Here is a 22055-nt window from a genome sequence, read left to right as displayed (position 1 = left end):
CGGTCAGCCTTGGTCGGGTTTCAATAACCCGACCAGCAGCGCCGACAGGGCCACCATGATCGCCGCCGCCCCCAGCATCAGGGGCAGCCCGCCAATTTGATAGCTCAGCCCCGACATCAATGTGCCCAACAGCCGCCCGGCGGCATTGGCCATGTAGTAAAACCCCACATCCATCGTCACCCGCTCGGCCTTTGTGAAGGACAAGATGAGGTAGGAGTGCAGGGAAGAGTTCACCGCAAAGACCGCGCCAAAGGTCAAGAGGCCGATCACAAGCGTCACGGTGAGCCATGTCTGCGGTCCGTCGCTGAGCAGCGCGGCGAGTGTCAGCGCCGCAGGCACGGCGGCCAATGCCCACGCCCAGCCCTTCGCGGCTAGGATCAACTCACCTGCAGGGCGAGATTTTGCCCGCAGCAAGCGCGGCGCATAGATCTGCACCAAGCCATAAAGGATCACCCAGACCGCCATAAAGGTGCCGATCATGAAGAAGGCCGCGCGGTTGCTTTCTTCCGTGCCGTCCGAGAGGACCGCGTAGAAATAGATGGGGATGCCCACCACGAACCACACATCCCGCGCGCCGAACAGAAACACCCGTGCCGCGCTCAGCCAATTCACGTTGGGGGATTTGGAGAAGACTTCGGAGAACTTCGCGCCCCTGCGGCCCTTCGGCAGGCCGGGCGGCATGGCGGTCAGGACGGCGATCAGGATCAGCGCAAGGATCGCGGCCATGCCCAGCACCGCCCAGACAAAGCCGAGCGTGGCCAGCAACGCCGCGCCGAGCAGAAAGCCCAGACCCTTGACCATGTTCTTGGAGCCCGTCAGCAGCGCGACCCAGCGAAAAAGCCCGCCATCCTCAGCCGGCGCCAGCAGCTTCACGGCGGATTTCGACGACATCTTGGCCAAATCCTTGGCCACCCCGCTTGCACCCTGAACCAGCATGACGAACACCACCGAGGCACCAACCGCCCAAGACGGATCAAGCTGCGCCAGCGCCAGCAGCGCCACGATCTGCAAGCCCAGCCCCGCATAAAGCGTCGAGGCCAGCCCAAACCGCGCCGCGATCCAACCCGCGCAGAGGTTGGTGACAACCCCCGCGATCTCATAAAGCACAAAGAGATAGGCCAGTTGCACGGGCGAAAAGCCAAGCCGGTGAAAGTGCAACAGCACCAACATGCGCAACGCGCCATCGGTCAGCATAAAGGCCCAATAGGCCGCCGTGACTGCGATATAGGCCGATAGCCCCTCGGGGCGGGTCGCGCTCTGGCTCACAGACTTGCCCCGACCATCAGCGCTACGTCAACCAAACGGTGCGCGTAGCCCATCTCATTGTCGTACCAAGCGTAGATTTTTACCTGCGTGCCATTCACCACCATGGTGGAGGGCGCGTCGATGATGCTTGAGCGAGTGTCGTTTGTGTAGTCTGCCGAGACGAGCGGGCGCTCCTCATAGCCGAGGATGTCTTTCAACTCGCCTTCGGCTGCGGCTTTGAACAGGGCGTTCACCTCTTCCACGGTCGTCTCACGCTCTACCTCGAACACGCAATCGGTCAGCGAAGCGTTCAGCAGTGGCACCCGCACCGCATGGCCGTTCAAGCGGCCTTTGAGTTCGGGATAGATTAGCGTGATCGCCGTGGCGCTGCCAGTGGTCGTCGGGATCAGCGAGTTCAGGGCCGAGCGCGCGCGGCGCAGATCTTTGGCAGGGCGGTCGACGATGGTTTGCGTGTTGGTTACATCGTGGATCGTGGTGATGGAGCCGTGTTTGATCTTCATCGCCTCATGGATCACCTTCACCACCGGGGCGAGGCAGTTGGTCGTGCAGCTTGCCGCCGTGACGATCCGGTGCCGGGCAGGGTCATAGACATCATCGTTGACGCCATAGACGATATTGGCCGCGTCACCGTCTTTTACAGGGGCCGAGATCACCACCTTCTTCACCCCCGCCTCGAAATAGGGGGCGAGTTTGGCGTCGGTTTTGAAGACCCCGGTGCAATCGATCACCACATCCACCCCGTCGAGCGGCAGCGCGCTGAGGTCGCGGGTGCCGATAAAGGGCAGGCGGGTGCCGTTGATGCTCACGCTGTCGGCGTCATGCGCGAAATCAGCCTGCCAGCGCCCGTGCACCGTGTCGAACTCCAACAGATGTGCGTGCATCTCCGGGTCGCCCACCGCGTCGTTGATCCATGCGATCTCCGCCCCCTGATCCAGCAGGGGTTTCAAGGCGAGCTTGCCGATGCGGCCAAGGCCATTGATGGCATAGACGGTCATGCGGAGAATCCTTCTTTGTCGGTTTGGCCCGCGTCATCGAGCGCTTTTTGCAGCGAAATACGGTCGAGCGAGGTCAGTGGCAGGCTGGTAAAGCCCAACATTCGGTTGCGCAGCGTGCCATAGGCTTGCTGAAAGGCGAGGCTCTTTTCGGCGTCGGAGCCTTCGACCTTCACCGGATCGGGCAGGCCCCAATGGGCGGTGATCGGTTGGCCGGGCCATGTGGGGCACTCTTCGTTAGCTGCTTGATTGCAAACGGTAAAAACGAAATCAAAACCGGGCGCGTCTTCGGTCTGAAACTCGGATATATGTTTCGACCGAAGCTGCGTCACGTCATGGTCCTTCTGCTTGAGCACCTCTACCGCGAAGGGGTTCAATGCGGATTGTGGCCGGGTGCCTGCGGAGTAGACATTAAACCGATCCCCCGCGAGGTCGCGCAGGATGCTTTCGGCAAAGATCGACCGGGCGGAATTGCCGGTACAGATGAACAGGACGTTGAACTTGTCATCGCTCATGCCCGCGTTTCCATCTGAAGACGTTAGGGGAGGCAAATCTCTGGCCGTCCGCGACAGCAGTCGTTCAGCAGGTAGCCGATGGTGTCACGGGCAGCCGCAAGATCAATCGCATAGCGCAGCGAGGTGCCTTGCCGTTCTTGGGTCACCAGCCCGGCCTGCATCAGCGCGCCGATATAGGTCGAGAGGGTGTTGGGCTTGAGACCAAGCGCTTGCGCCAGTTCGGTCGCTGGCACCCGGTCCGGGTAGCGGCGCATCAGCAGCCGAAAAAGCGCGAGACGCTGCGGATGGCCGAGGGTGGCAAGGCGGTTGGGAATTATTTGTTCCATAATTCGTGAATTACAGAACTATATGTCAGATTGCCAGTGAAAATTTTGTAACAGCGCAATCTTGCAGGCGTATGAAAACGATGCTTCGCTTTGACGATTCACTCGCGACTATAAATTTTACTAGGTTTACAGGCGCACTCAGGCTCAATCAGTCAAGAACTGCCAGAAATTTAATCAAACTATAACAAATGCTTGAGGATCGATCGCGGGAATCTTGTTATCGGAGTTTGCGGCTGCGCTAATGATAGCCAAACAAGAGATGCGCGCTCAGGTTGACGCGATCTTTTGACAGGGCCTGCCATTTGGCTCTGTTCCGGCCCCTGCTTCGGGACGCCGCGCCCTTGTCCGCTGAGTTGGACGCTTTTGTTGTTGTAGGGGGCGCATAGGTTTTCGGGCAGGGGCCGCTTTATGCCCTGCACGGCCTCAAGCGTGGGGGCGAACGTTCCGATCTTTGGTCGGGCGGTCCTTTGCCTTGTCCCTTGGTCATTAGGGCAAAAATGCAACGTCTCTGCCCGTTTCCCCCATTCCGGGAAATCATTCACGGCGGTGATGTTCCCTCAGGGGTTGAGGCGTCCTATCAAGGTGCTCAGTTTTTAACCAAATGAGCTTTTGAACGCCGCCCTATGGTGACCCCGCTTTCCGACCGCTACCTCCTCCTGAAAGAGCAACGACCAGACATCAAGCCGACCGAGATGCTGCAGGTCTTGGCGCAGGAGATGGGGTTGAACAACCTGTCATATCTGGGGTTTCACAAAACCAACCCCGGCAACAGCGATCCGGTCATTCACACGACCTATGACCCGGCTTGGCTGACGCGCTACCAAGAGGAAAGCTATCATTTGATCGACCCGGTGGTTGACCAATCCCTTGAGGGCACCTTGCCCGTGGACTGGAGCGAATTGCCCAAGGTAGACCGGACCACCCGCAATTTTTTCGGGGAGGCGATGGAGTTTGGCGTGCGTCAAAACGGCGTGTCGATCCCCATTCGGGACCACCTGCATGGAAAGGCGGTGCTCACGCTGAACTCTGACCTGCGCATTCATGAATGGCGCAAATACAAGCGTGGCATCATCGCCGATGCTATCTATCTGGGCTGTTTGATCCAAAGTGACATCGTGGCGATCTTGCCAGCGCCCCGCTGGGGCCGCGGTTAAGCACCCGCGAGAAGGAAGTGCTAAAATGGGCCGCCGTGGGCAAAACCGCTTGGGAAACGGGGCAGATCATGACGGTGGCGGCCAGCACGGTGAACCACCACCTCTATAATGCCTGCGCAAAGCTCCAGGTGACCAACAAAACCCATGCGGTGGCCAAGGCAATTCGGGCGCAAATCATCACGATCTGACCGACCGCGCGGGCAGGGCTTGGCGGCAGCTTTGTCGCGCGGTAAGCCGCCGCCAGCATAGGAGAACGACATGGAACTGCGCGACAAACGTATTTTGGTTACCGGCGGCAGCGACGGGATCGGGCGGCACATCTGCCTGAAACTGGCGGAGACCGGCGCGCGGCTGGCCATTCTGGGCCGCGATGAGACGCGGTTGCAGGCGGTGGCCGAGGCCTGCACAGCCGCAGGCGCGGCAGAGGCCGTGGGGCTGACCTGCGATCTGCAAGACCCATCGGCGATCGACCATGCCGCGGCGCAGGTGTTGGCGCGCTTTGGCGGGCTTGATATCCTGATCAACAACGCCGGGATTTGGCACAAGGCCGGGCCGCTCGACACAATCGCGCCTGTGATGCTGCAGGCCACGGTGCAGACCAATCTGACCGGTCTGATGCAGATGACACAGGCAACGCTGCCCGCGCTGCGCGACAATGACGAGGCGATCATCCTCAATGTCGTGTCGAAATCCGGTGTCGTGGCGCAGGCGGGGCAGTCGGTTTATACGGCCACGAAATACGGCGTGCGCGGCTTTACCGAGGTGCTGAAGGCGGATGAGGAAAACACCGGCGTGCGGATTGGCGGGCTGTATCAGTCGGGCACCAATACCGGCATGTTCGCCAAGGCCGGAGAGGATGTGCCGAACCACATTTTCACCGAACCGGATGATCTGGCCGATGTGGTGGTCTTTGTCCTCTCACGTCCGCCGAAACTGTGGATCCACGACATCCGCATCGAACTTTAACCGCGAAGGGCGCGCTTAGTCAGTGCCTTGCAGCGCGCCTTGGGCCGCTTGCGGGGCGGGCTCTGCCTCGGCCCCGATGCCAAATTCGACATGGAAGGTCGATCCGACACCGGCCTCGCTTTCGTAAAACAGATCTCCCGCCATCTGCCGCGCCAGTTGGCGAGAGATATGCAGGCCAAGGCCAGAGCCTTGGGTCGATTTCTGACCGTCGTCGTCAAGTTGTCCGAAGCGGCCAAAGACCCGCTCCTCCATCCCATCAGGGATGCCGCGCCCATGATCGCGGATAGAGATCCGGACCCGGCCTTGGTGCGCCGTCAGCCTGCCCTCCACGGTGTCGCCTACGTGGGAGAATTTCACCGCGTTCGAGATCAGATTGTCGACCACCTGCCGGATCGCAAAGGCATCGCCCAAGACCACGGCAGGCTGCGTGATCTTGCCGATATCCAGCCTGATGCCGCGCTCATGCGCGTACATGCGGTTTTCCTCGATGCTTTCGCGCAGCAGGGCGGGCAGGTCGACGGGCAGCCACTCAAGTGCCAGCGCCTGTACCTCAAGCTTTTGCACCAGCAGGATATTATCAACCAGACGGGACAGGCGGACCCCGTTGCGATGGGCAATGTCGAGCGAGGAACGCAGCGGGCCTTTGACCTCGCCCAGTTTGCCGCTGAGCGCCAATGCCAAGCCGCCCTTCAGTGAGGTCAGCGGCGTGCGCAACTCATGGCTCACGACCGAGATGAATTCATCTTTGGCGCGGTTGGCCTCATCGGCCTCTTTCAGCGCTTGTTCAAGGGCCGTGGTGGTTGCGATCTGGTCGGTGACATCGACGAAGGTGACGCTCCAACCGATGGCGGGGCCGGCGGGGGAGAGCGGGTTTTCGATGGGGTGAATGCGCGGCTCATAGAGGCGTTCATCGCAGGTGATATGGGCAGAGGCGGTCTGCGCCGTTTGCGCCTTTATCCCCGCGATCAGATCATTGCCCAAGGTCGGATCCGTCAAAAGCCCGCTGCGCTTGGCCGCGGCGTTCGAGCGAATGACGTGCCGCCGCGCGTCCAATAGGATGAGTGGTTCGCTCATCGTGTCAAACAGGGTCGATTGCCCGACAGAGGGCATGTCCATCGTTTTGTTGGTCACCAGCAGCCATGAAAAGGCGAAGATGCCCAAGGTGAACATGAAGGCCGTCGGATCAAGGCCAAGGACCGTGAAGCCGAACAGCGCATAGGCCGCGTTCGCGCCCAGTGGGATCAGGGTGATCACCACCAGCATCGTCAGCAGCGGCCAAGCGGCCCGTTTCGCCCGGAAAAATGCGCGCCCCAGCCAGATGAGCGTCGCCATCACAAAGCAATAGAGCACCGCAAGGACAAGGAAATATACCGCGCCATGTTCAAAGGTGATCTGATCCTTGCCGGGCTGGATCGCGGTCTCGGCGGTATAGATCAGGTGGTGCCAGCCGTTCGTCGCGGCGAGGACAAAGGCCGCCAGTGGCACGGCGATCAGGGCCAAAAGGCTCGCCCGGCCACGCGCATGGTTCGAGGGGCCGACATACTCAAAGATGAAGAACGACCACGCGACCGGAACCAGAGCATGACCCAGCCACGCCAGTTGCGCCTGTTGCATCTGGCAGGCGTAGCCGGGCGTTGCGGCTTCGGCTCCGACCATCATCAGGGTCCAGATCATCCCGGCAAAGGTTAGCGCATAGTAAACCTTGCCATGGAACTCTTGAAACTTGAGCGTCCATAGGGCGACAGCCGCAGCGATCACGCTGACGGCAAGCACGGCCCAATAGACCGGGTCAAGCATTAGCCCTTGAAAACACGTTAGCATGGCAGAGTTACCTATGAACCAAATTGAATGTGCGCAGATCAGCATTGGAATGCGGCGCAAGTTTGGCGCTCTAGTGGCGTATTAAGGCAGGGCGACGCAACCCTTGGATGTGAAGGGCGTCAATTGGTACCGTCACTTTCACCAATCGGACGATGCGATTGCATCCCTCAACAGGGGCGAAGGGGCGTTCAGAGTGGGCTACGCGGTGGGGCAAGCGCGCAGTGGCGGGCCGCAGAAACCGGGACATGAGCCCCCGGGAGCGCTTCCCCCGCTCTCCGGCACCTATCGCGGTTTCACTATATGAAATTACCGCCAAAAAGAACCCACTCGAACACGGTTTCGACGCATTCCTCGCGCAACACTGGCCTCATTATCTTGAGGTTTAAAAAATGCTTACAGTGGCTCATTCTATGCACTCTGACCACGATATGACGTTGGTCTTGCTTGCCGCGCTTTTGTGCGCATTCGGCAGCTGGGTGATTGCAAATCTTTACCGACACGGGCTCAAGCAGACACCGCGTCAGGCGTTGTTGTGGTATTTTCTGACCGCCGTGACCTCTGGCATCACCATTTGGTGCACGCATTTCATCGCCATGTTGGCCTATCAGCCCGATGCGCCGGTAAGCTTCGACTTTGGTCTTACTTTCGCCTCGTTGGTGATCGCGATTACCGGGTCTACGGTCGGCATTCTCATTGCGGGGATGTTTCGCAAACGGGTCACGACCGTGATCGGTGGGGTGATCTTGGGGCTGTCGATCTCGGCCATGCATTACACCGGGATGATCGCCTATCGGATCGAGGGGATCATTCACTGGGATAAGACCTATCTTGTTGCCTCGGTTCTGCTCGCCATGGTGCTGTCGACCGTGGCTTTGTTCTTTGGCGCGCAGGGCGACAAATACGCCCGGTCGAAAATGACGGCGAGCTTTGCCTTGGCGATCGTCGGTCTGCACTTTACCGGGATGGCTGCTTTTCATGTGACACCGACAACCTTGATCGGCGGCCATAGCAACCCTGATGAGTACAGACTGCTGGCGCTGGTTATCGCGGGGACGGCTGCGATGATCGTGATGGGCGGGCTGTTCACCTATTTCATCGAAAACCGCACGCGGTTGGAGAACATCGTCGAGTTGCGCCAAGCCCGGGATGAGGCCCGCGACGCCAGCCGCGCCAAGTCAGAGTTCATGAGCGTTCTGAGCCACGAGTTGCGCACGCCGCTAACGATCATCAACGGCTACGCCAGCTTTCTGACGAACCTCAAAGGCCATACTATCGCCAAGCTGAAACCGAACGAGCAGATCTCGAAAGTGCATTTTGAAGAACTGGGCGACCAGACAGAGCGTTACGGCGGCCGTATCAAATCTGCGGGCGACCATTTGTTAACCATCATCAATGAACTCCTCGACTATACTAGTATCGAGCTTAACTCGATCAAGCTTAACAAAACCTTTTTTCAGGCTGGTGAACTGCTGGCCGAGTTGGAGGAGCAATTTCAGGGGCTGGCCAAGGAAAAGCAGGCGGTGCTGGAGATCGAATGTGATGACTTCGACGTTTTCGCCGACCGTGGGCGCTGCAAGCAGATCCTGATTAACCTCTTAGGCAACGCGCTGAAGTTCTCATCGGCCTCCAGCATTCGCATGCGGGCCAAGAGGGTCGGCGATACCTGCCGGCTTGAGGTCGAAGACAACGGCTGCGGGATGCCGGAAGAGGATTTGCAGCGGATCTTCCAAGCCTTCATTCAAGCGGAATCGGCCGCCAAAAGCGCCGATGGCGGCACGGGGCTTGGCCTTGCGATCAGCAAGAAGCTCGCCGCGGCGCATGAGGGAGACATTCAAGTGGAAAGTGCTGTCGGCGTCGGGACGAAGTTCACCGTGGATCTGCCCGATTGCGCTTCGGAGATCAGAGTGGAGAATGCGCTCGCCGCGGCGTAACGGGGGCTGTGGCGGGGCAGGCGCGATTTGAGGTGGTTGCGCTTGCTTGATAGGCGGAAAGCCCAAGGCTCTCCGGGCGCGCTACGGCTTAACTAGCCTTGTTGAACGTCTCAAGCGCTATTGGCAGCCCCCTTTGGTCGCCGGGTCAATGGAAGCCGGGCGCAACTTTTCTCGCGCATGGGTTGCCCACATGTTTCTGAAACTGCTTGCGGTCCCCCACATCAACGCAGTTTGGTACAACTTAACTTAACTTAAATTAGTATCTCTTTGCTTTTATGTTCTAAATTAAAGGGCTACGATCAATAGTGAAGATGGTAAGTACCGGGAGAGCGGGCCTATGGGCGGTGGTAAATCGGCGAATGCGCGCGTGCCGAGATCTGCAATTTTTGCAGCGTCCCCCCATGGCTATCTTGTTTTAGATACTGATCTTATGATCATCGACGTGAATGACCGGTATCTTTGCATCACCGGGTCAAAAGCCGATGATCTCATTGGGAAACTGCTGTTCGATGCATTTCCGGATGATCCTTCTGACGCTACGGCGGATGGCACCAACAATCTGCGCAAGTCGCTTGAGATTGTCGCCGCCACTGGCAAGCCGCATCGGATGGCCGTTCAGAAATACAATATCCCCATTCGCGACAGCGTCGACGGGGCCTTTGAAGAGAAGTATTGGCAGCCGTTCAACGCGCCTGTTTTCCAAGACGGCCAGCTGATCGCGCTTATTCACCATGTCGAAGATGTCACCTCGGAATTCATTGGTCGCCGCGACCAAGCGATACGGCTCAATCTGGCAAAACAGGTGTCGGGTGTCGGCTATGGGGAACTGGACCTTCAGACCGGCACCGCGAATGTATCGCATGAGTTGGCCGATCTTTTCGGCTATCCAGATACCGAGGGAACCTTTCCGATCACCAAGCTTTTTGAGCGTATCCATCCCGATGATCTGGAGCATGTGAAGAAGAGCTTGGAAGGGGTCACGGCCAGTGATGCAACGGTAAACGCCGACTATCGGATCGTCTTGCCCCGAGGGGATATTCGATGGCTGAACACACGTGGCGAAGTGCTTTTTGAGCATGGCAAACCCGCGCGGTTCATCGGTGCGTCCCTCGATCTGACCCATTCCAAAAAGCGCGAAGAGGTCTTGCAGAAAACGCTGACCGAGAGGGACAAGCTTCTAGAGCAGAAAGAAACGCTGCTGGGGGATGTAAATCACCGGATCAAGAACAGCCTGCATCTGGTGTCGAGCATCCTACGCCTTGAAGCCGCGTCGGTGGAAGACGACCACGTCAAACACAGTCTGCAGCAGGCCTCTTTGCGGGTGCATGCCGTAAGCTCGGTTCATGAACTTATCTATAAATCTCAGAACGTTACCCATGTGGATGTCGGTGAATACATCCCGCAACTCGTCGACTTTCTTTCAACCAGCACAGAGACCGACAGCAGGCGGATTGAGAATGTTGTCTACGCGCAGGCGGTCGTTCTTCCGACGGATCTGGCGATCAACCTTGCGCTGCTGATCAATGAGCTTGTGACCAACGCGCATAAACATGCCTTCGTTGAGCGGGAACAGGGCCGGGTAGATGTTCGTTTGCATCAAGAGGGAACCCTTTTGACCTTGACGGTATCGGACGATGGGATCGGTAGCGCGAAAGGTCTAGAGAGGGTCGGTCTCGGTTCGAAGATCGTGGCGGGCATTGTTAGCCAGCTTGGGGCGACGATGGAGAAGAGGGCAACAGAGCATGGTTATTGCGTCGAGATTGAGATCCCCATGCCTGCCGGGTAATGCCCGGTGAATATTCTGATCGTCGAAGATGAATTTCTGATTGCCTTGGACCTTCAGATGCAGCTCGAACAGCTTCAGCATTCCGTTCTTGGCCCGGTCAAGGATTTCGCGGCCTGCCGGGAGGTGGTGACGCAGTCCCGCCCGGACTTGGCGTTCATGGACCTTCGACTGGCGAATGGAGAATCTGGCGAGGACCTCGCACAGTGGTTGCTGAGCGAACACAATATCCGCTGCATCTTTTTGAGCGGCAACCTGGACGAACCGACCCAGACACGGCTGAGAGGGCTTGAACCGATTGCCATGCTCGGCAAACCCACTTTTCCGCATCTGATCGCAGCAGCGATTGACGATTTCGCGCGCGGGTAAGTGGGCGCGGGTAGGCGTGGCGGAAATTGGCGCTCCCTGAAGGATTCGAACCCTCGACCTGCCGATTAGAAGTCGGCTGCTCTATCCAGCTGAGCTAAGGGAGCACTCGGCCGCTTATAGGGGCAAGCCTTGCCCTGCATCAAGAGGAACCCGACGCGGGCCGGGTGGGTTGAGCCGTCATCGACATATAACCCAACGGAGGAAGCCATGTACCTGCGCAATATCCTACTCGGGGCCGCTTTGGCCACAACGGGCGCCGTCGCGGCGCAGGCCGAAGGCCATATGCAAACGGCAGCATCTGCTCAGGTGGCGGGCAATTCGGATGATATCTCAGGCAATGTTACCCTGAACACGACCGCCTCGGGCCGGACCTTGGTAAAGATCGACGTGACTGGCGTGCCCGCGGGCACCCATGGCGTGCACTTGCATGAAACCGGCGATTGTTCTGCGGATGATTTCAAATCTGCTGGGGGCCATATCGCGGGGGACCACAAGCATGGTGTGCTCGTCGAAGGTGGGCCGCATCCGGGTGACATGCCCAATATGGAAGTGGGGGAAGATGGCGTGCTTCAGGCCGAAGTCTTTCTCGATCTGCTCGATATCAAGACCATGATCAAAGATGACGACGGCGCGGCTTTCATTATTCACAGCGGTGCGGACGACTACGAATCGCAGCCCTCCGGCGATGCGGGCTCGCGCATTGCCTGCGGTGCCTTTGAGGCTTCGTAACGGGATCTGAGACTTGGGCACCCCGGTCTCGTTTATTCGGGGTTGGGGTGTCGAATCGGCGCTGTGCAGCTGATCCGCACGGGAAGACATAAAGCGGACGGCATGCCAGTGGGGTGCCGGAAAGAACCGGACTCTCGCACTCAGACTACCGCGCAGCGGCGGGCGTAAGTCGAGGGACCAGCGCCCATGCGAGGGGTGTCATATCTAGCGGAGTGAGAGTTAAATGGTGCTGCTGGAGAGAATTGAACTCTCGCACTCAGACTGACGCATAGCGTCGGGCGTAAGTCGAGAGACCAACGCCTATGCGAGGCAGGGCATATCCAGCGGAGTGACAGGCAAATGGTGCTGCTGGAGAGAATTGAACTCTCGACCTCTCCCTTACCAAGGGAGTGCTCTACCTCTGAGCTACAGCAGCGCCGTGGGCGGGTGATTAGCCGCAATCGAAAGGGGTGCAACCCCTGATCTGGACCCTTCTTGCACCCTGCGCTAGATAGGCGGCATGGCAAAGCAAAACGCCCCGGAAAAGAACGCGAAAACACCCTCTGCGCGGGAGGCGCGGCTGAAGGCTGCGCTCAAGGCGAATATGGCCCGGCGCAAGGCGCAGGCCCGTGCGCGGGCCGAGGATGTGGCGCAGGATACAGGCAATGGCCCCGACGGGTCGGAAAAGGACAGCTGAACGATGGATTCCATTCTGGTCAAAGGCGGCGGTGCGCTGAACGGGCAAATCCCCATCGCGGGGGCCAAGAACGCCTGTCTGGCGCTGATGCCCGCAACATTGCTGAGCGAAGAGCCACTGACGTTGACCAACGCGCCGCGGCTGAGCGACATCCGCACCATGACCGAACTGCTGCGTTCTCTGGGGGCGGAAGTCACCTCAATGCAAGACGGCAAGGTCATCACGATGGCCAGCCACGGGCCGATCAATACCCGTGCGGAATATGACATCGTGCGCAAGATGCGCGCCTCGAACCTCGTGCTGGGTCCGTTGCTGGCGCGGGAAGGCCATGCCGAAGTCTCGCTGCCCGGCGGCTGCGCGATTGGCGCGCGTCCGATGGATATTCACACCGATGGGCTGGCCAAGATGGGCGCGGAAATCGATCTGCGTGACGGCTATCTCTATGCCAAGGCTGAGGGCGGCAAGCTCAAGGGCGCCGTGATCGACTTCCTTTTGCCTCTGTCGGGGCGACCGAGAATATCTTGATGGCCGCGACTTTGGCCAAGGGCACGACCGTCATCAACAACGCCGCGCGGGAGCCTGAGATCGTCGATCTGGCGGACTGTCTGCGGGCCATGGGCGCGCAGATTGAAGGTGACGGCACACCGAGCATCACCATTCAGGGCGTCGATAGCCTGCATGGGGCGACCCATAAAGTTGTGACCGACCGTATTGAGCTTGGCACCTATATGCTGGCGCCAGCCTTTTGCGGCGGCGAAGTGGAACTGCTGGGCGGGCGGATCGACCTGTTGCAGGCGTTCTGCGAAAAGCTCGACGCGGCAGGGATCGAGGTGACTGAGACACAGGCTGGCCTCAAGGTGGCGCGGCGCAATGGCCGCATCTCGGCGGTGGATGTCACGACAGAGCCATTCCCCGGCTTCCCGACCGACCTTCAGGCTCAGATGATGGCGTTGCTCTGCACTGCGGAAGGGACCTCTGTACTGGAAGAGAAGATTTTCGAGAACCGCTTCATGCACGCCCCGGAATTGATCCGCATGGGCGCGCGGATTGATGTGCACGGCGGCACGGCTAAGGTCACTGGCGTTAAGAAACTCAAAGGCGCGCCGGTTATGGCGACCGATTTGCGAGCGTCGATCTCACTCATCCTCGCCGGGCTGGCCGCCACCGGAGAGACCACGGTAAGCCGGGTCTACCACCTTGATCGCGGCTATGAGCATGTGGTGTCCAAGCTGCGCGGCGTGGGTGCGGATATCGAAAGGATCAGCAGCAAATGACCGAAGATGCACGTTTCGAAGATGGCCGCGAAGCGCCGTTGAACCTCGGCGCATTGGATGCCGAGGATCTCACGGTGATCGCCTCGCTCACGCAAGATGCGGTGTTTCCCGCATCGGAAATGCGCTGGCACCGCACGGGCGCGCGTTTCGCGCTGCTGCTGAACCGGCTGCGGCATGAGGATACGGGGGCCGCACGTCATGCGCCCGAGCGGGTGCAATCGGTGCTGATGTTCAACAACGTGCAGCGTGTGGCAAGCCAAGGCGTGCCCAAGGGCGATGCCGATACCATCCTCTCCCTGCTCGACATCACGTTCGAGCAAACCGACGCGCCTTCGGGCCATGTCACGCTGACCTTGGCCGGAGACGGCGCGATCCGGTTAGAGGTCGAGGCTCTGGAGGTAACGCTCAAGGATGTGACACGTCCCTATGTGGCCCCTTCAAAGAAAAGGCCCGTTCACCCCGAGTGACATCCCGTCACGGTGGCAAGGATCGCAAGATGCCGGAACTAAAACAGACTAGATTTACGCGGGGGCGCGTGGCGGCCCTGATGACCGAAGCGACGGGCTGGGCGCTTTTGCTGCTTGGTGTGGCGCTGGCGGTGCGGCATCTGTTGGGCACGGTCACCTTGCCGGGGCTTTTGGCCCCTGCCGCGGCGATTGCGGGCGGGCTGTTTGCCATTCTGGCAGCCCATGTCGCGCGCGCCGTGTTCGACAACGCCCAAGACACCCGCGCCATGCGTTTGGCGCAGCGCTCCGCCCCCAGTGCCGCTGTCAAAACATCGGGCCTGCGGGCCGAGCCCAGCCTGCGCCGTCCTTCCGCGCCTTGATACCTTTGGGCCAGCCCGCTGCGGTGGCCCCCTTTTCGAAAGCCTGACCCCATGCCCGTCACCCTTGATGCCTCCGCCCCCGATTTCGAAGCGGCCTTTGACAAACTGCTGAACGCCAAGCGCGAAGACAGCCCCGATGTCGATGCCGTGGTGGCCGAGATCATCGCCGATGTGCGTGCGCGGGGCGATGCTGCGGTGATCGACCTGTCGCAAAAGTTCGACCGCGTGACCCTCACCCCCGACAGCCTGCGCATCAGTGTTGCCGAGGTTGATGCCGCCGTCGCCGAAGTCTCCCCCGAGGACCGCAAGGCGCTGGAACTGGCCGCCGACCGCATCCGCGCCTATCACGCACGGCAGCTGCCCGAAGACGCCGAGTGGACGGATCCCGACGGCGCCACGTTGGGTTGGCGCTGGACGCCGGTTTCCGCCGCTGGCCTTTATGTACCGGGCGGGCTGGCGAGTTATCCGTCCTCGGTCCTGATGAACGCGGTCCCGGCCAAGGTGGCGGGGGTGGAGCGTTTGGCCATGGTCGTGCCCACGCCCGATGGCGTGTTGAACCCGCTTGTGTTGCTGGCCGCCCGCATCGCCGGAGTGGATGAGATTTACCGCATCGGCGGCGCGCAGGCCGTGGCGGCGCTGGCCTATGGCACCGATACGATCCCCCCGGTGGACAAGATCACCGGCCCCGGCAACGCCTTTGTCGCCGCCGCCAAGCGGCGCGTTTTCGGCAAAGTCGGCATCGATATGATCGCCGGCCCGTCGGAGATCCTTGTCATCGCCGATGGGGACAATGATCCCGATTTCATTGCCCTCGATCTGCTCAGTCAAGCCGAGCACGACGAGAGCGCGCAGAGCATTCTGATCACCACTGACCCCGCCTTTGCCCGCGCGGTGGAAGAGGCGGTCGAGAAACGCCTGCTCACCCTTGAGCGTCGCGCCATCGCGGGCGCAAGCTGGCGCGACAATGGTGCGATCATCACGGTGGCTGACCTCGACGCTGCGGCGGCGCTTAGCAACCGGATCGCGCCGGAACACCTTGAGCTTTGCGTGGCGGACCCAAAGGCGCTGTCGGAAAAGATCACCCATGCGGGCGCGATTTTCCTTGGCCAATGGACGCCCGAGGCGATTGGAGATTATGTCGGCGGGCCGAACCACGTTCTGCCCACGGCGCGGTCGGCGCGCTTCTCTTCGGGGCTGTCGGTGTTGGATTTCATGAAGCGCACCACATTGGCCCAGATGTCGCCCGAAGCCCTCAAAGCCATCGGCCCGGCGGCAGAGCGGTTGGCCCAGTCAGAGAGCCTTGAGGCGCATGGCCTGTCGGTCACCGCGCGCCTGCGCAAGCTGAACGACTAGGGCAGGGGGCAGAAGCCGCCTGCGCAGGAGGCAGGGCGCTGCCCGCTGTGCCCCCGGGCGCGACATTCGCCACCGGGCATGCTCTCGCGCATTGCCCCCTTCCCACCGCTGCGCTATCCACGAAATGGTATCGCCAGCAAAAAGGATGCGTCCATGACCCGCATCACCCATATCGCGCTTGATGACGCGAACATGCCGCCCCCCACGCCTGAGATTGATCAGGAGCGTAAGGTGGCCATGTTCGACCTGCTGGAAGAGAACAGCTTTGTCCTGCCCGAACGGGAGAAGGGCCCGGTGCCCGAAGGGCCTTATCATCTGTCCCTGTCCATCCGTGACAAGCGGCTGGTCTTTGATGTGGAGACCGAAGCGGCTGAAAAGGCGGCGGAATTCCACCTTTCCCTCGGCCCGTTCCGGCAGGTGGTAAAGGATTACTTCCAAATCTGCGAAAGCTATTTCGAGGCGGTCAAGAAACTGCCCCCAGCCAGATCGAGACGATCGACATGGCCCGGCGCGGCATCCACAACGAAGGCTCCCGCGTGCTGCAAGAGCGTCTGTCGGGCAAGGCCGAGATCGACACCGACACCGCGCGGCGGCTCTTTACCCTGATCTGCGTTTTGCATTTCGGCGGATAAATGAAGCAGCTGCTGCCTCAATCCGTTCTCTTCTGCTGCGACCATAACGCCGTCCGTTCGCCCATGGCCGAAGGCTTGATGAAGAAATTCTACGGCACCGGCACCTATGTGCAGTCCGTGGGCGTCAAGAACGACATGGAGATCGACGGTTTTTCCATTGCCGTGTGCAGTGAATTGGATGTGGAGTTGGACCGGCATCGCAGCCGCAGTTTCGATGAGATGGAAGAATGGGGCGACGATCTGGGGTCATTCGATCTGATCATCGCGCTGAGCCCCGCCAGCCAGCGCCGGGCGCTGGAGCTGACGCGGTTTTACCATCTCGACGTGGAATATTGGCCGATCCTTGATCCCACGGGACTGGGCGAGAGCCGCGAGGCCAAACTCACCCAGTTTCGCGCCGCCCGCGATCAGATCGTCGGACGGCTGATTGATCGCTTTGGCCAGCCGCCTAGCGAAAGCTGAGCTATCAGGTGTTGGAGCAGGCCGCCGCGGCGCTCTGGCCATAGGCTTTCCACGTGCTCCAGAAGGCGTTGTCGCTTTTGTTGTCGGACTGACGCATTTCCTGCAAACGGTGGGGGTCGCGGAAAATCTTGGCGCCCTGGCGCTGATCCGAGCGCGACAACGTCTGATCCGCCACCGCTTGTACGCAGCCACAACGCGCATGGCTGGAGCCGCGGCGCCCATCGGCCAGACAAGCCTTTTGAATTGGTCCCGTGGCGAAAAGCACCGGCGTCGGGGAAAAACGCCCTACGGCGGCATCGCTGGAATAACGTGATCCGCCACAACCCGCCAAGACGACGAGCGCCATCAAACTTGCAACTGTCCGCATTGATTTGCCCTATTGTTTTGGACCATGGGGTTTTCCCCTTGTCGGCCCGGTCTGCTCTGCCCATCACTATGCCGCAAAATGGGGCTTCGCGCAATTCTCCTTTGGGGGGCAAGGCGTCTTGGCCTGCGATAAAGCGCCGTGAAGGGCGCGAAGCGGGCTCTGGCGCGCTCAAGGCCAATTGACGCAGGCGCGGCACTGCGCCATATCCCCTTGCATGACACCGCTTGAAAACATCCGCAATTTCTCCATCGTGGCGCATATCGACCACGGCAAATCCACGCTGGCCGACCGGTTGATCCAACTCACCGGCACGGTCGCCGAACGCGACATGCAAAGCCAGCTTCTGGACAACATGGATATCGAGCGGGAGCGGGGCATCACCATCAAGGCCAACACCGTCCGCATCGAATACCCTGCCAAGGACGGCAAGACCTATGTGTTGAACCTGATCGACACGCCCGGACACGTCGACTTCGCCTATGAGGTCGCGCGCTCCATGCATGCGGTCGAAGGTTCGCTGCTGGTGGTAGACGCCACTCAGGGCGTCGAGGCGCAGACGCTGGCCAATGTCTATACCGCCATCGATGCGGATCATGAGATCGTGCCGGTCCTGAACAAGGTCGACCTGCCCGCCTCTGACCCCGACCGCGTGCGCGAACAGATCGAGGACGTGATCGGCATCGACGCCTCCGATGCCTGCCTGATCTCTGCCAAGACCGGCATCGGCATCCCCGACGTGCTGGAAGCGATCGTGAACAAACTGCCCGCACCCAAGGGCGGCGACCCCGATGCGCCGCTCAAAGCGATGCTGGTGGACAGCAAATATGACCAATACCTCGGCGTCATCTGTATCGTCCGGATCATCGACGGCACCCTGAAAAAGGGCGACCGCATTCGCATGATTAAGACCGGCGGCACCTATGACGTGGACGATGTGGGCGTTTACCGGCCCAAGATGACCGGCGTCGAAAGCCTCGGCCCCGGCGAGATCGGTTATCTGAACGCTTCGATCAAACAGGTCCGCGACACCCGCGTCGGCGACACGATCACCCATGAAAAGCGCAAGTGTGAAACCCCGCTGCCGGGCTTTAAGCCCTCGGTGCCGGTGGTTTTCTGTGGTCTCTTCCCGGTCGATGCCAATGACTTCGAAGATATGCGCGATGCGATCGAAAAGCTCGCCCTGAACGATGCCTCCTTCACCTATGAGATGGAAACCTCTGCCGCGCTTGGCTTTGGCTTCCGCTGCGGCTTTCTTGGCCTGCTGCACCTCGAAGTGATCCGCGACCGGCTTGAGCGTGAGTATGACATCGACCTGATCACCACCGCCCCTTCGGTGATCTATCACGTCCACATGAAGGACGGCGAGATGCAGGAGCTGCACAACCCCGCCGACATGCCGGACATGACGCTGGTGGACCACATGCAAGAGCCGCGGATCAAGGCGACGATCCTCGTGCCCGATGAATACCTTGGCGACGTGCTGAAACTCTGCCAAGACCGCCGCGGCATTCAAGAAGACCTGACCTATGCTGGTTCGCGGGCGATGGTTGTCTATGACCTGCCACTGAACGAGGTGGTGTTTGATTTCTACGACCGGCTGAAGTCGGTCACCAAGGGCTACGCCAGTTTTGACTACCAAATGATCGGCTACCGGCAGGACAATCTGGTCAAGATGCAGATCCTTGTGAACGACGAGCCTGTCGACGCCCTTTCGACCATGGTGCACCGCGACCGCGCCGAGATGCGCGGCCGAGCGATGGTGGAAAAGCTCAAAGACCTGATCCCGCGTCACATGTTCAAGATCCCGATCCAAGCGGCCATCGGCGGCAAGGTCATTGCCCGCGAGACCCTCTCCGCGATGCGCAAGGACGTGACCGCGAAGTGTTACGGTGGGGACGCGACGCGGAAGAAGAAGCTGCTGGAGAAGCAGAAGGCCGGTAAGAAGAAGATGCGCCAGTTCGGGAAAGTGGACATCCCGCAGGAGGCATTCATCTCGGCGTTGAAGATGGACGGGTGAACGCCGGTTCTTAGAGATGCTCCGACGTATCGTAAACCGCAGTCGTGAGGGAACAAACAACGCGCGGGCGGGTTTGACCTAAGTAATTCGACTTCGTTTGGCACGATCTTTCACACTTTAGTGAAACGGGTCGATATACTAAGAAATAATTCGATTTTTGGTGTTATACTTAACACCTTGTTAGGAAGTGGTCGGTAAGACGTTAGGGTGCAGGAGGTAACATGAAATTTGTGAAGATTGACATGACTATCGCTATATCAGCATTTCTTGCCACAATGACCGTGGGTGGAACTTTGCTTCTATTGCTTTTCCTAACTTCGTAGTTGTCAGCTTTTTCTAAAAGACGTATTTGAAACGTTGTGGAGAACGTTTCAATGAATGATTGGATTAGCCGGGCAACTTCGGTTTTTACTGGTATGGCAGTAGCATTGAGCCTGCTGGCGATACCCACCTTCTTCTGGTTAACGAGAGAGCTTGATCAGGTTCGGCAAGATATCAGCAAGAATTATTCACTTGCTGATAAGAATGCAGTGCATGCTACCGATGTGAAACTCGGCTTGTCTGAAATTTCGTTAAAGTTGGGTTCGTTGATTGAAGCCAGAGATGACGCGTCGACCCAGCTAAGGTTTGCACGCATTATGTCTGGATATTTGGCTGCTAATTTGGTCGGAAATGAGGAACTTACGCATCAAGCGCTGGAAGGGGTCTTGTCTGACGCAGATTATAAGGGGCTTGTCGCAAGTCAGAAGATAGACATGCTTAAAGCTGCTACGATTGATGGCGACAATGTAGTATTCTTAAAAAATCCGACTTGAAACATTTTACTGCTGCTGAACGAGAAGCATTGAGTGAAATGAAGTCTATCGGCGGGACCGAATTGATCATGTGGGATGAGGGCTTTTTCCTGGCTTTAGTCTGAACGACTAGATTGCAAAAGTTACTGAGAGAAGATCAATCAATACTAAAAGCCCCACATTGGGTCTGCTGGTCCCACAAAAACTCACCATTTTCACACCGGCCCAATTCTCGCGAATTGCGCGCTCGGCATTTTAACAGCCCCCGGACTGTTCAATCCGGCTGCACCACCCTAAACCACCCCCATGACATGCCCCCTCTGCGCCACAGCCAACGCCCCGCTCATCCAAGCCCCGGTCCTCGGCGGCCCCGCTGACGCCAGCGCCTCCATCTGCGCCACCTGCGCCGAGCAGACCGCCAGCGACACGCCAGACCCGGCCCACTTCCGCGCCTTGGCCTCCACCATGTGGTCCGAAGACCCCGCCATTCAGGTCTTGGCCGCCCGCACCCTCGCCAAAATCCCCGAACCTTGGGCCCGCGACCTTGCCGAGCAGCTTTACCTCGACGATGAGACGCGCGCATGGGCCGAGAACGTCCCTCAGCCCTCCGCTCACCGCGACAGCAACGGCGTGCCGCTGGCCTCGGGCGATACCGTGGTGCTGATCAAGGATCTGACCGTCAAAGGCGCGGGCTTCACCGCCAAACGCGGCACCGCCGTGCAGCGGATCTCGCTGGTCGCCGACAATCCCGCCCATATTGAGGGCCGGGTCGAAGGCCAGCGCATCGTGATCCTGACCGAATTTGTGAAAAAGCGCTGAACCGCAACCCGCGTCTGCTGGGTGTACAGCCGATGTCCGTTGTGTGACATTTGACCTCTGATCAACAAATCTCCCCGCAGCCTTCTCAACCTGCGCCAAGCCTCTGCCGCCACAGGACCCCCGCCCATGACCACCCCCTGCATCCTCTGCGTCGCCATCACCGGCTCCGTTCCCACCAAAGCCGCCAACCCCGCCGTGCCGATCTCGATCGCCGAGCAGGTCGAGTCGACCCACGCCGCCTTCGAAGCCGGGGCCTCCATCTGCCACGCCCATGTGCGCAACGACGACGAGACCCCGTCCTCCGACCCCGAGAAATTCGCGCGGCTGATGGAAGGCGTGCAAAAGCAGTGCCCCGGCATGATCATCCAGTTCTCCACCGGCGGGCGCTCGGGCGCGGGGCGGGAGCGGGGCGGTATGCTCTCGCTCCGGCCCGACATGGCCTCGCTTTCGGTCGGGTCCAACAATTTCCCGACGCGCGTTTATGAGAACCCGCCGGAATTGGTCGATTGGTTGGCCTCGGAAATGAAAACCCACGCGGTCAAACCCGAGATCGAGGCTTTTGACCTGAGCCACATCCACAAAGCCGCCGAAATGAACCGCGATGGGCGCATCCCCGGCCAGCTTTATGTGCAATTCGTCATGGGCGTGAAGAACGCCATGCCGGTGGACCGTGAGACCTTTGATTTCTACATCCAGACGCTCAACCGCCTTGCCCCCGATGCGCAGTGGTGTGCCGCCGGGATCGGGCCGAACCAGATTGTGTTGAACGAATGGGCCATCGCCGCGGGCGGCCATACCCGCGCGGGGCTGGAGGATAACGTGCGGCTGGACCGCGACAGGCTGGCGCCCTCCAACGCCGCGCTGATCCAGCGGGCGGCTGATTTATGTGCGAAATACGACCGCCCTGTCGCCACGCCTGCACAAGCGCGTGAGATTCTGGGTCTGCGCCCGGCATAGGCTTGCCGCAAGAAGGGCGCTGCGTT

Annotated in this window: 20 protein-coding genes, 2 tRNA genes and 3 pseudogenes; 18 read left to right on the top strand and 7 right to left on the bottom strand. The window is 59.7% G+C overall.

Annotated features, from left to right (window positions below; all coding sequences use genetic code 11):
* Positions 1–3 precede the first annotated feature (3 nt).
* From arsJ to ACFQAU_RS05155, 3 genes and pseudogenes are all read right to left on the bottom strand, one after another.
* Positions 4–1266, bottom strand: coding sequence for an organoarsenical effux MFS transporter ArsJ (arsJ, locus tag ACFQAU_RS05165; RefSeq protein ID WP_132444674.1), 1263 nt, complete (start codon positions 1264–1266; stop codon positions 4–6).
* Positions 1263–2261: an ArsJ-associated glyceraldehyde-3-phosphate dehydrogenase gene (locus tag ACFQAU_RS05160; RefSeq protein ID WP_067939467.1), complete on the bottom strand. Its 999-nt coding sequence runs from the start codon at positions 2259–2261 to the stop codon at positions 1263–1265. The genes arsJ and ACFQAU_RS05160 overlap by 4 nt, the downstream gene beginning before the upstream one ends.
* Positions 2258–3099, bottom strand: a pseudogene (locus tag ACFQAU_RS05155) (arsenate reductase/protein-tyrosine-phosphatase family protein). Before ACFQAU_RS05155 ends, ACFQAU_RS05160 begins: the two are co-directional and overlap by 4 nt.
* 623 nt (positions 3100–3722) lie before the next feature.
* On the opposite strand from ACFQAU_RS05155, the gene ACFQAU_RS05150 reads away from it, so the two are divergent.
* From ACFQAU_RS05150 to ACFQAU_RS05140, 3 genes are all read left to right on the top strand, one after another.
* Positions 3723–4253: an autoinducer binding domain-containing protein gene (locus tag ACFQAU_RS05150; protein WP_386280991.1), complete on the top strand. Its 531-nt coding sequence runs from the start codon at positions 3723–3725 to the stop codon at positions 4251–4253.
* Positions 4254–4270: 17 nt separating this feature from the next.
* Entirely contained in the window at positions 4271–4441 is a 171-nt protein-coding gene (locus ACFQAU_RS05145; protein ID WP_386280988.1) for a helix-turn-helix transcriptional regulator, read from the top strand.
* 70 nt (positions 4442–4511) lie between these two features.
* Positions 4512–5219, top strand: a complete 708-nt coding sequence (locus ACFQAU_RS05140) for an SDR family oxidoreductase (RefSeq protein WP_132444670.1) — start codon at positions 4512–4514, stop codon at positions 5217–5219.
* A gap of 15 nt (positions 5220–5234) precedes the next feature.
* On the opposite strand, the gene ACFQAU_RS05135 is transcribed toward ACFQAU_RS05140, so the two are convergent.
* The gene (locus tag ACFQAU_RS05135) at positions 5235–7016 is read right to left on the bottom strand and encodes a sensor histidine kinase (RefSeq protein WP_132444668.1); all 1782 of its coding nucleotides are present in this window, start codon (positions 7014–7016) and stop codon (positions 5235–5237) included.
* Between the two features lie 434 nt (positions 7017–7450).
* Here ACFQAU_RS05135 and ACFQAU_RS05130 point away from each other — a divergent pair, with 434 nt between their 5' ends.
* The 3 genes from ACFQAU_RS05130 (at position 7451) to ACFQAU_RS05120 (ending at position 11123) form a co-directional block, all read left to right on the top strand.
* Complete coding sequence (locus ACFQAU_RS05130) at positions 7451–8971, top strand: sensor histidine kinase (protein WP_240791590.1); 1521 nt, start codon at positions 7451–7453, stop codon at positions 8969–8971.
* Positions 8972–9308: 337 nt separating this feature from the next.
* Entirely contained in the window at positions 9309–10757 is a 1449-nt protein-coding gene (locus ACFQAU_RS05125; RefSeq protein ID WP_132444664.1) for a PAS domain-containing sensor histidine kinase, read from the top strand.
* A 6-nt stretch (positions 10758–10763) separates the two neighbouring features.
* A complete protein-coding gene (locus tag ACFQAU_RS05120) occupies positions 10764–11123 on the top strand; it encodes a response regulator (protein WP_120350215.1) in 360 nt (119 codons plus the stop codon).
* 27 nt (positions 11124–11150) lie between these two features.
* On the opposite strand, the gene ACFQAU_RS05115 is transcribed toward ACFQAU_RS05120, so the two are convergent.
* A tRNA-Arg gene (locus ACFQAU_RS05115) sits at positions 11151–11227 on the bottom strand.
* Positions 11228–11330: 103 nt separating this feature from the next.
* Here ACFQAU_RS05115 and ACFQAU_RS05110 point away from each other — a divergent pair.
* Entirely contained in the window at positions 11331–11852 is a 522-nt protein-coding gene (locus ACFQAU_RS05110) for a superoxide dismutase family protein (RefSeq protein ID WP_132444662.1), read from the top strand.
* Between the two features lie 340 nt (positions 11853–12192).
* Here the strand turns inward: ACFQAU_RS05110 and ACFQAU_RS05105 are convergent.
* Positions 12193–12267, bottom strand: a tRNA-Thr gene (locus ACFQAU_RS05105).
* An 84-nt stretch (positions 12268–12351) separates the two neighbouring features.
* Between ACFQAU_RS05105 and ACFQAU_RS05100 the strand changes: the two genes are divergently transcribed.
* The 7 genes and pseudogenes from ACFQAU_RS05100 to ACFQAU_RS05070 all read left to right on the top strand — a co-directional run bounded on the left by ACFQAU_RS05100 (position 12352) and on the right by ACFQAU_RS05070 (position 17075).
* Positions 12352–12528 (top strand): hypothetical protein, encoded by a 177-nt coding sequence (locus ACFQAU_RS05100; RefSeq protein WP_162931795.1) that lies wholly within the window; start codon positions 12352–12354, stop codon positions 12526–12528.
* A gap of 3 nt (positions 12529–12531) precedes the next feature.
* Positions 12532–13802, top strand: a pseudogene (gene murA, locus ACFQAU_RS05095) (UDP-N-acetylglucosamine 1-carboxyvinyltransferase).
* On the top strand, positions 13799–14269 hold the full coding sequence (locus ACFQAU_RS05090; protein ID WP_067623929.1) for a DUF2948 family protein: 471 nt from the start codon (positions 13799–13801) through the stop codon (positions 14267–14269). The pseudogene murA and the gene ACFQAU_RS05090 overlap by 4 nt, the downstream one beginning before the upstream one ends.
* 29 nt (positions 14270–14298) lie before the next feature.
* The gene (locus ACFQAU_RS05085; protein ID WP_120350219.1) at positions 14299–14628 is read left to right on the top strand and encodes a hypothetical protein; all 330 of its coding nucleotides are present in this window, start codon (positions 14299–14301) and stop codon (positions 14626–14628) included.
* A gap of 51 nt (positions 14629–14679) precedes the next feature.
* The gene (hisD, locus tag ACFQAU_RS05080; protein WP_120350220.1) at positions 14680–15981 is read left to right on the top strand and encodes a histidinol dehydrogenase; all 1302 of its coding nucleotides are present in this window, start codon (positions 14680–14682) and stop codon (positions 15979–15981) included.
* A 153-nt stretch (positions 15982–16134) separates the two neighbouring features.
* Positions 16135–16613: pseudogene (locus ACFQAU_RS05075) on the top strand (UPF0262 family protein).
* Positions 16614–17075 (top strand): arsenate-mycothiol transferase ArsC, encoded by a 462-nt coding sequence (locus ACFQAU_RS05070; protein WP_132444660.1) that lies wholly within the window; start codon positions 16614–16616, stop codon positions 17073–17075.
* Positions 17076–17079: 4 nt separating this feature from the next.
* Here the strand turns inward: ACFQAU_RS05070 and ACFQAU_RS05065 are convergent, their stop codons facing one another.
* Positions 17080–17442: a hypothetical protein gene (locus ACFQAU_RS05065; RefSeq protein WP_067623915.1), complete on the bottom strand. Its 363-nt coding sequence runs from the start codon at positions 17440–17442 to the stop codon at positions 17080–17082.
* Positions 17443–17656: 214 nt separating this feature from the next.
* Between ACFQAU_RS05065 and lepA the strand changes: the two genes are divergently transcribed.
* The 4 genes from lepA (at position 17657) to ACFQAU_RS05045 (ending at position 22029) form a co-directional block, all read left to right on the top strand.
* Entirely contained in the window at positions 17657–19459 is a 1803-nt protein-coding gene (gene lepA / locus ACFQAU_RS05060) for a translation elongation factor 4 (RefSeq protein ID WP_132444658.1), read from the top strand.
* Positions 19460–19833: 374 nt separating this feature from the next.
* A complete protein-coding gene (locus tag ACFQAU_RS05055) occupies positions 19834–20274 on the top strand; it encodes a hypothetical protein (RefSeq protein WP_386280970.1) in 441 nt (146 codons plus the stop codon).
* A 285-nt stretch (positions 20275–20559) separates the two neighbouring features.
* A complete protein-coding gene (locus ACFQAU_RS05050; RefSeq protein ID WP_132444654.1) occupies positions 20560–21072 on the top strand; it encodes an alkylphosphonate utilization protein in 513 nt (170 codons plus the stop codon).
* A gap of 126 nt (positions 21073–21198) precedes the next feature.
* Positions 21199–22029 (top strand): 3-oxoadipate:acetyl-CoA acetyltransferase, encoded by an 831-nt coding sequence (locus ACFQAU_RS05045; protein ID WP_132444652.1) that lies wholly within the window; start codon positions 21199–21201, stop codon positions 22027–22029.
* Positions 22030–22055: the final 26 nt, after the last annotated feature.

Source organism: Sulfitobacter profundi, assembly GCF_042661425.1.
Lineage (GTDB): Bacteria > Pseudomonadota > Alphaproteobacteria > Rhodobacterales > Rhodobacteraceae > Sulfitobacter > Sulfitobacter profundi.
Note: the sequence above shows the minus strand (reverse complement) of the source record. Positions and strands in the feature narration are given on the sequence as shown.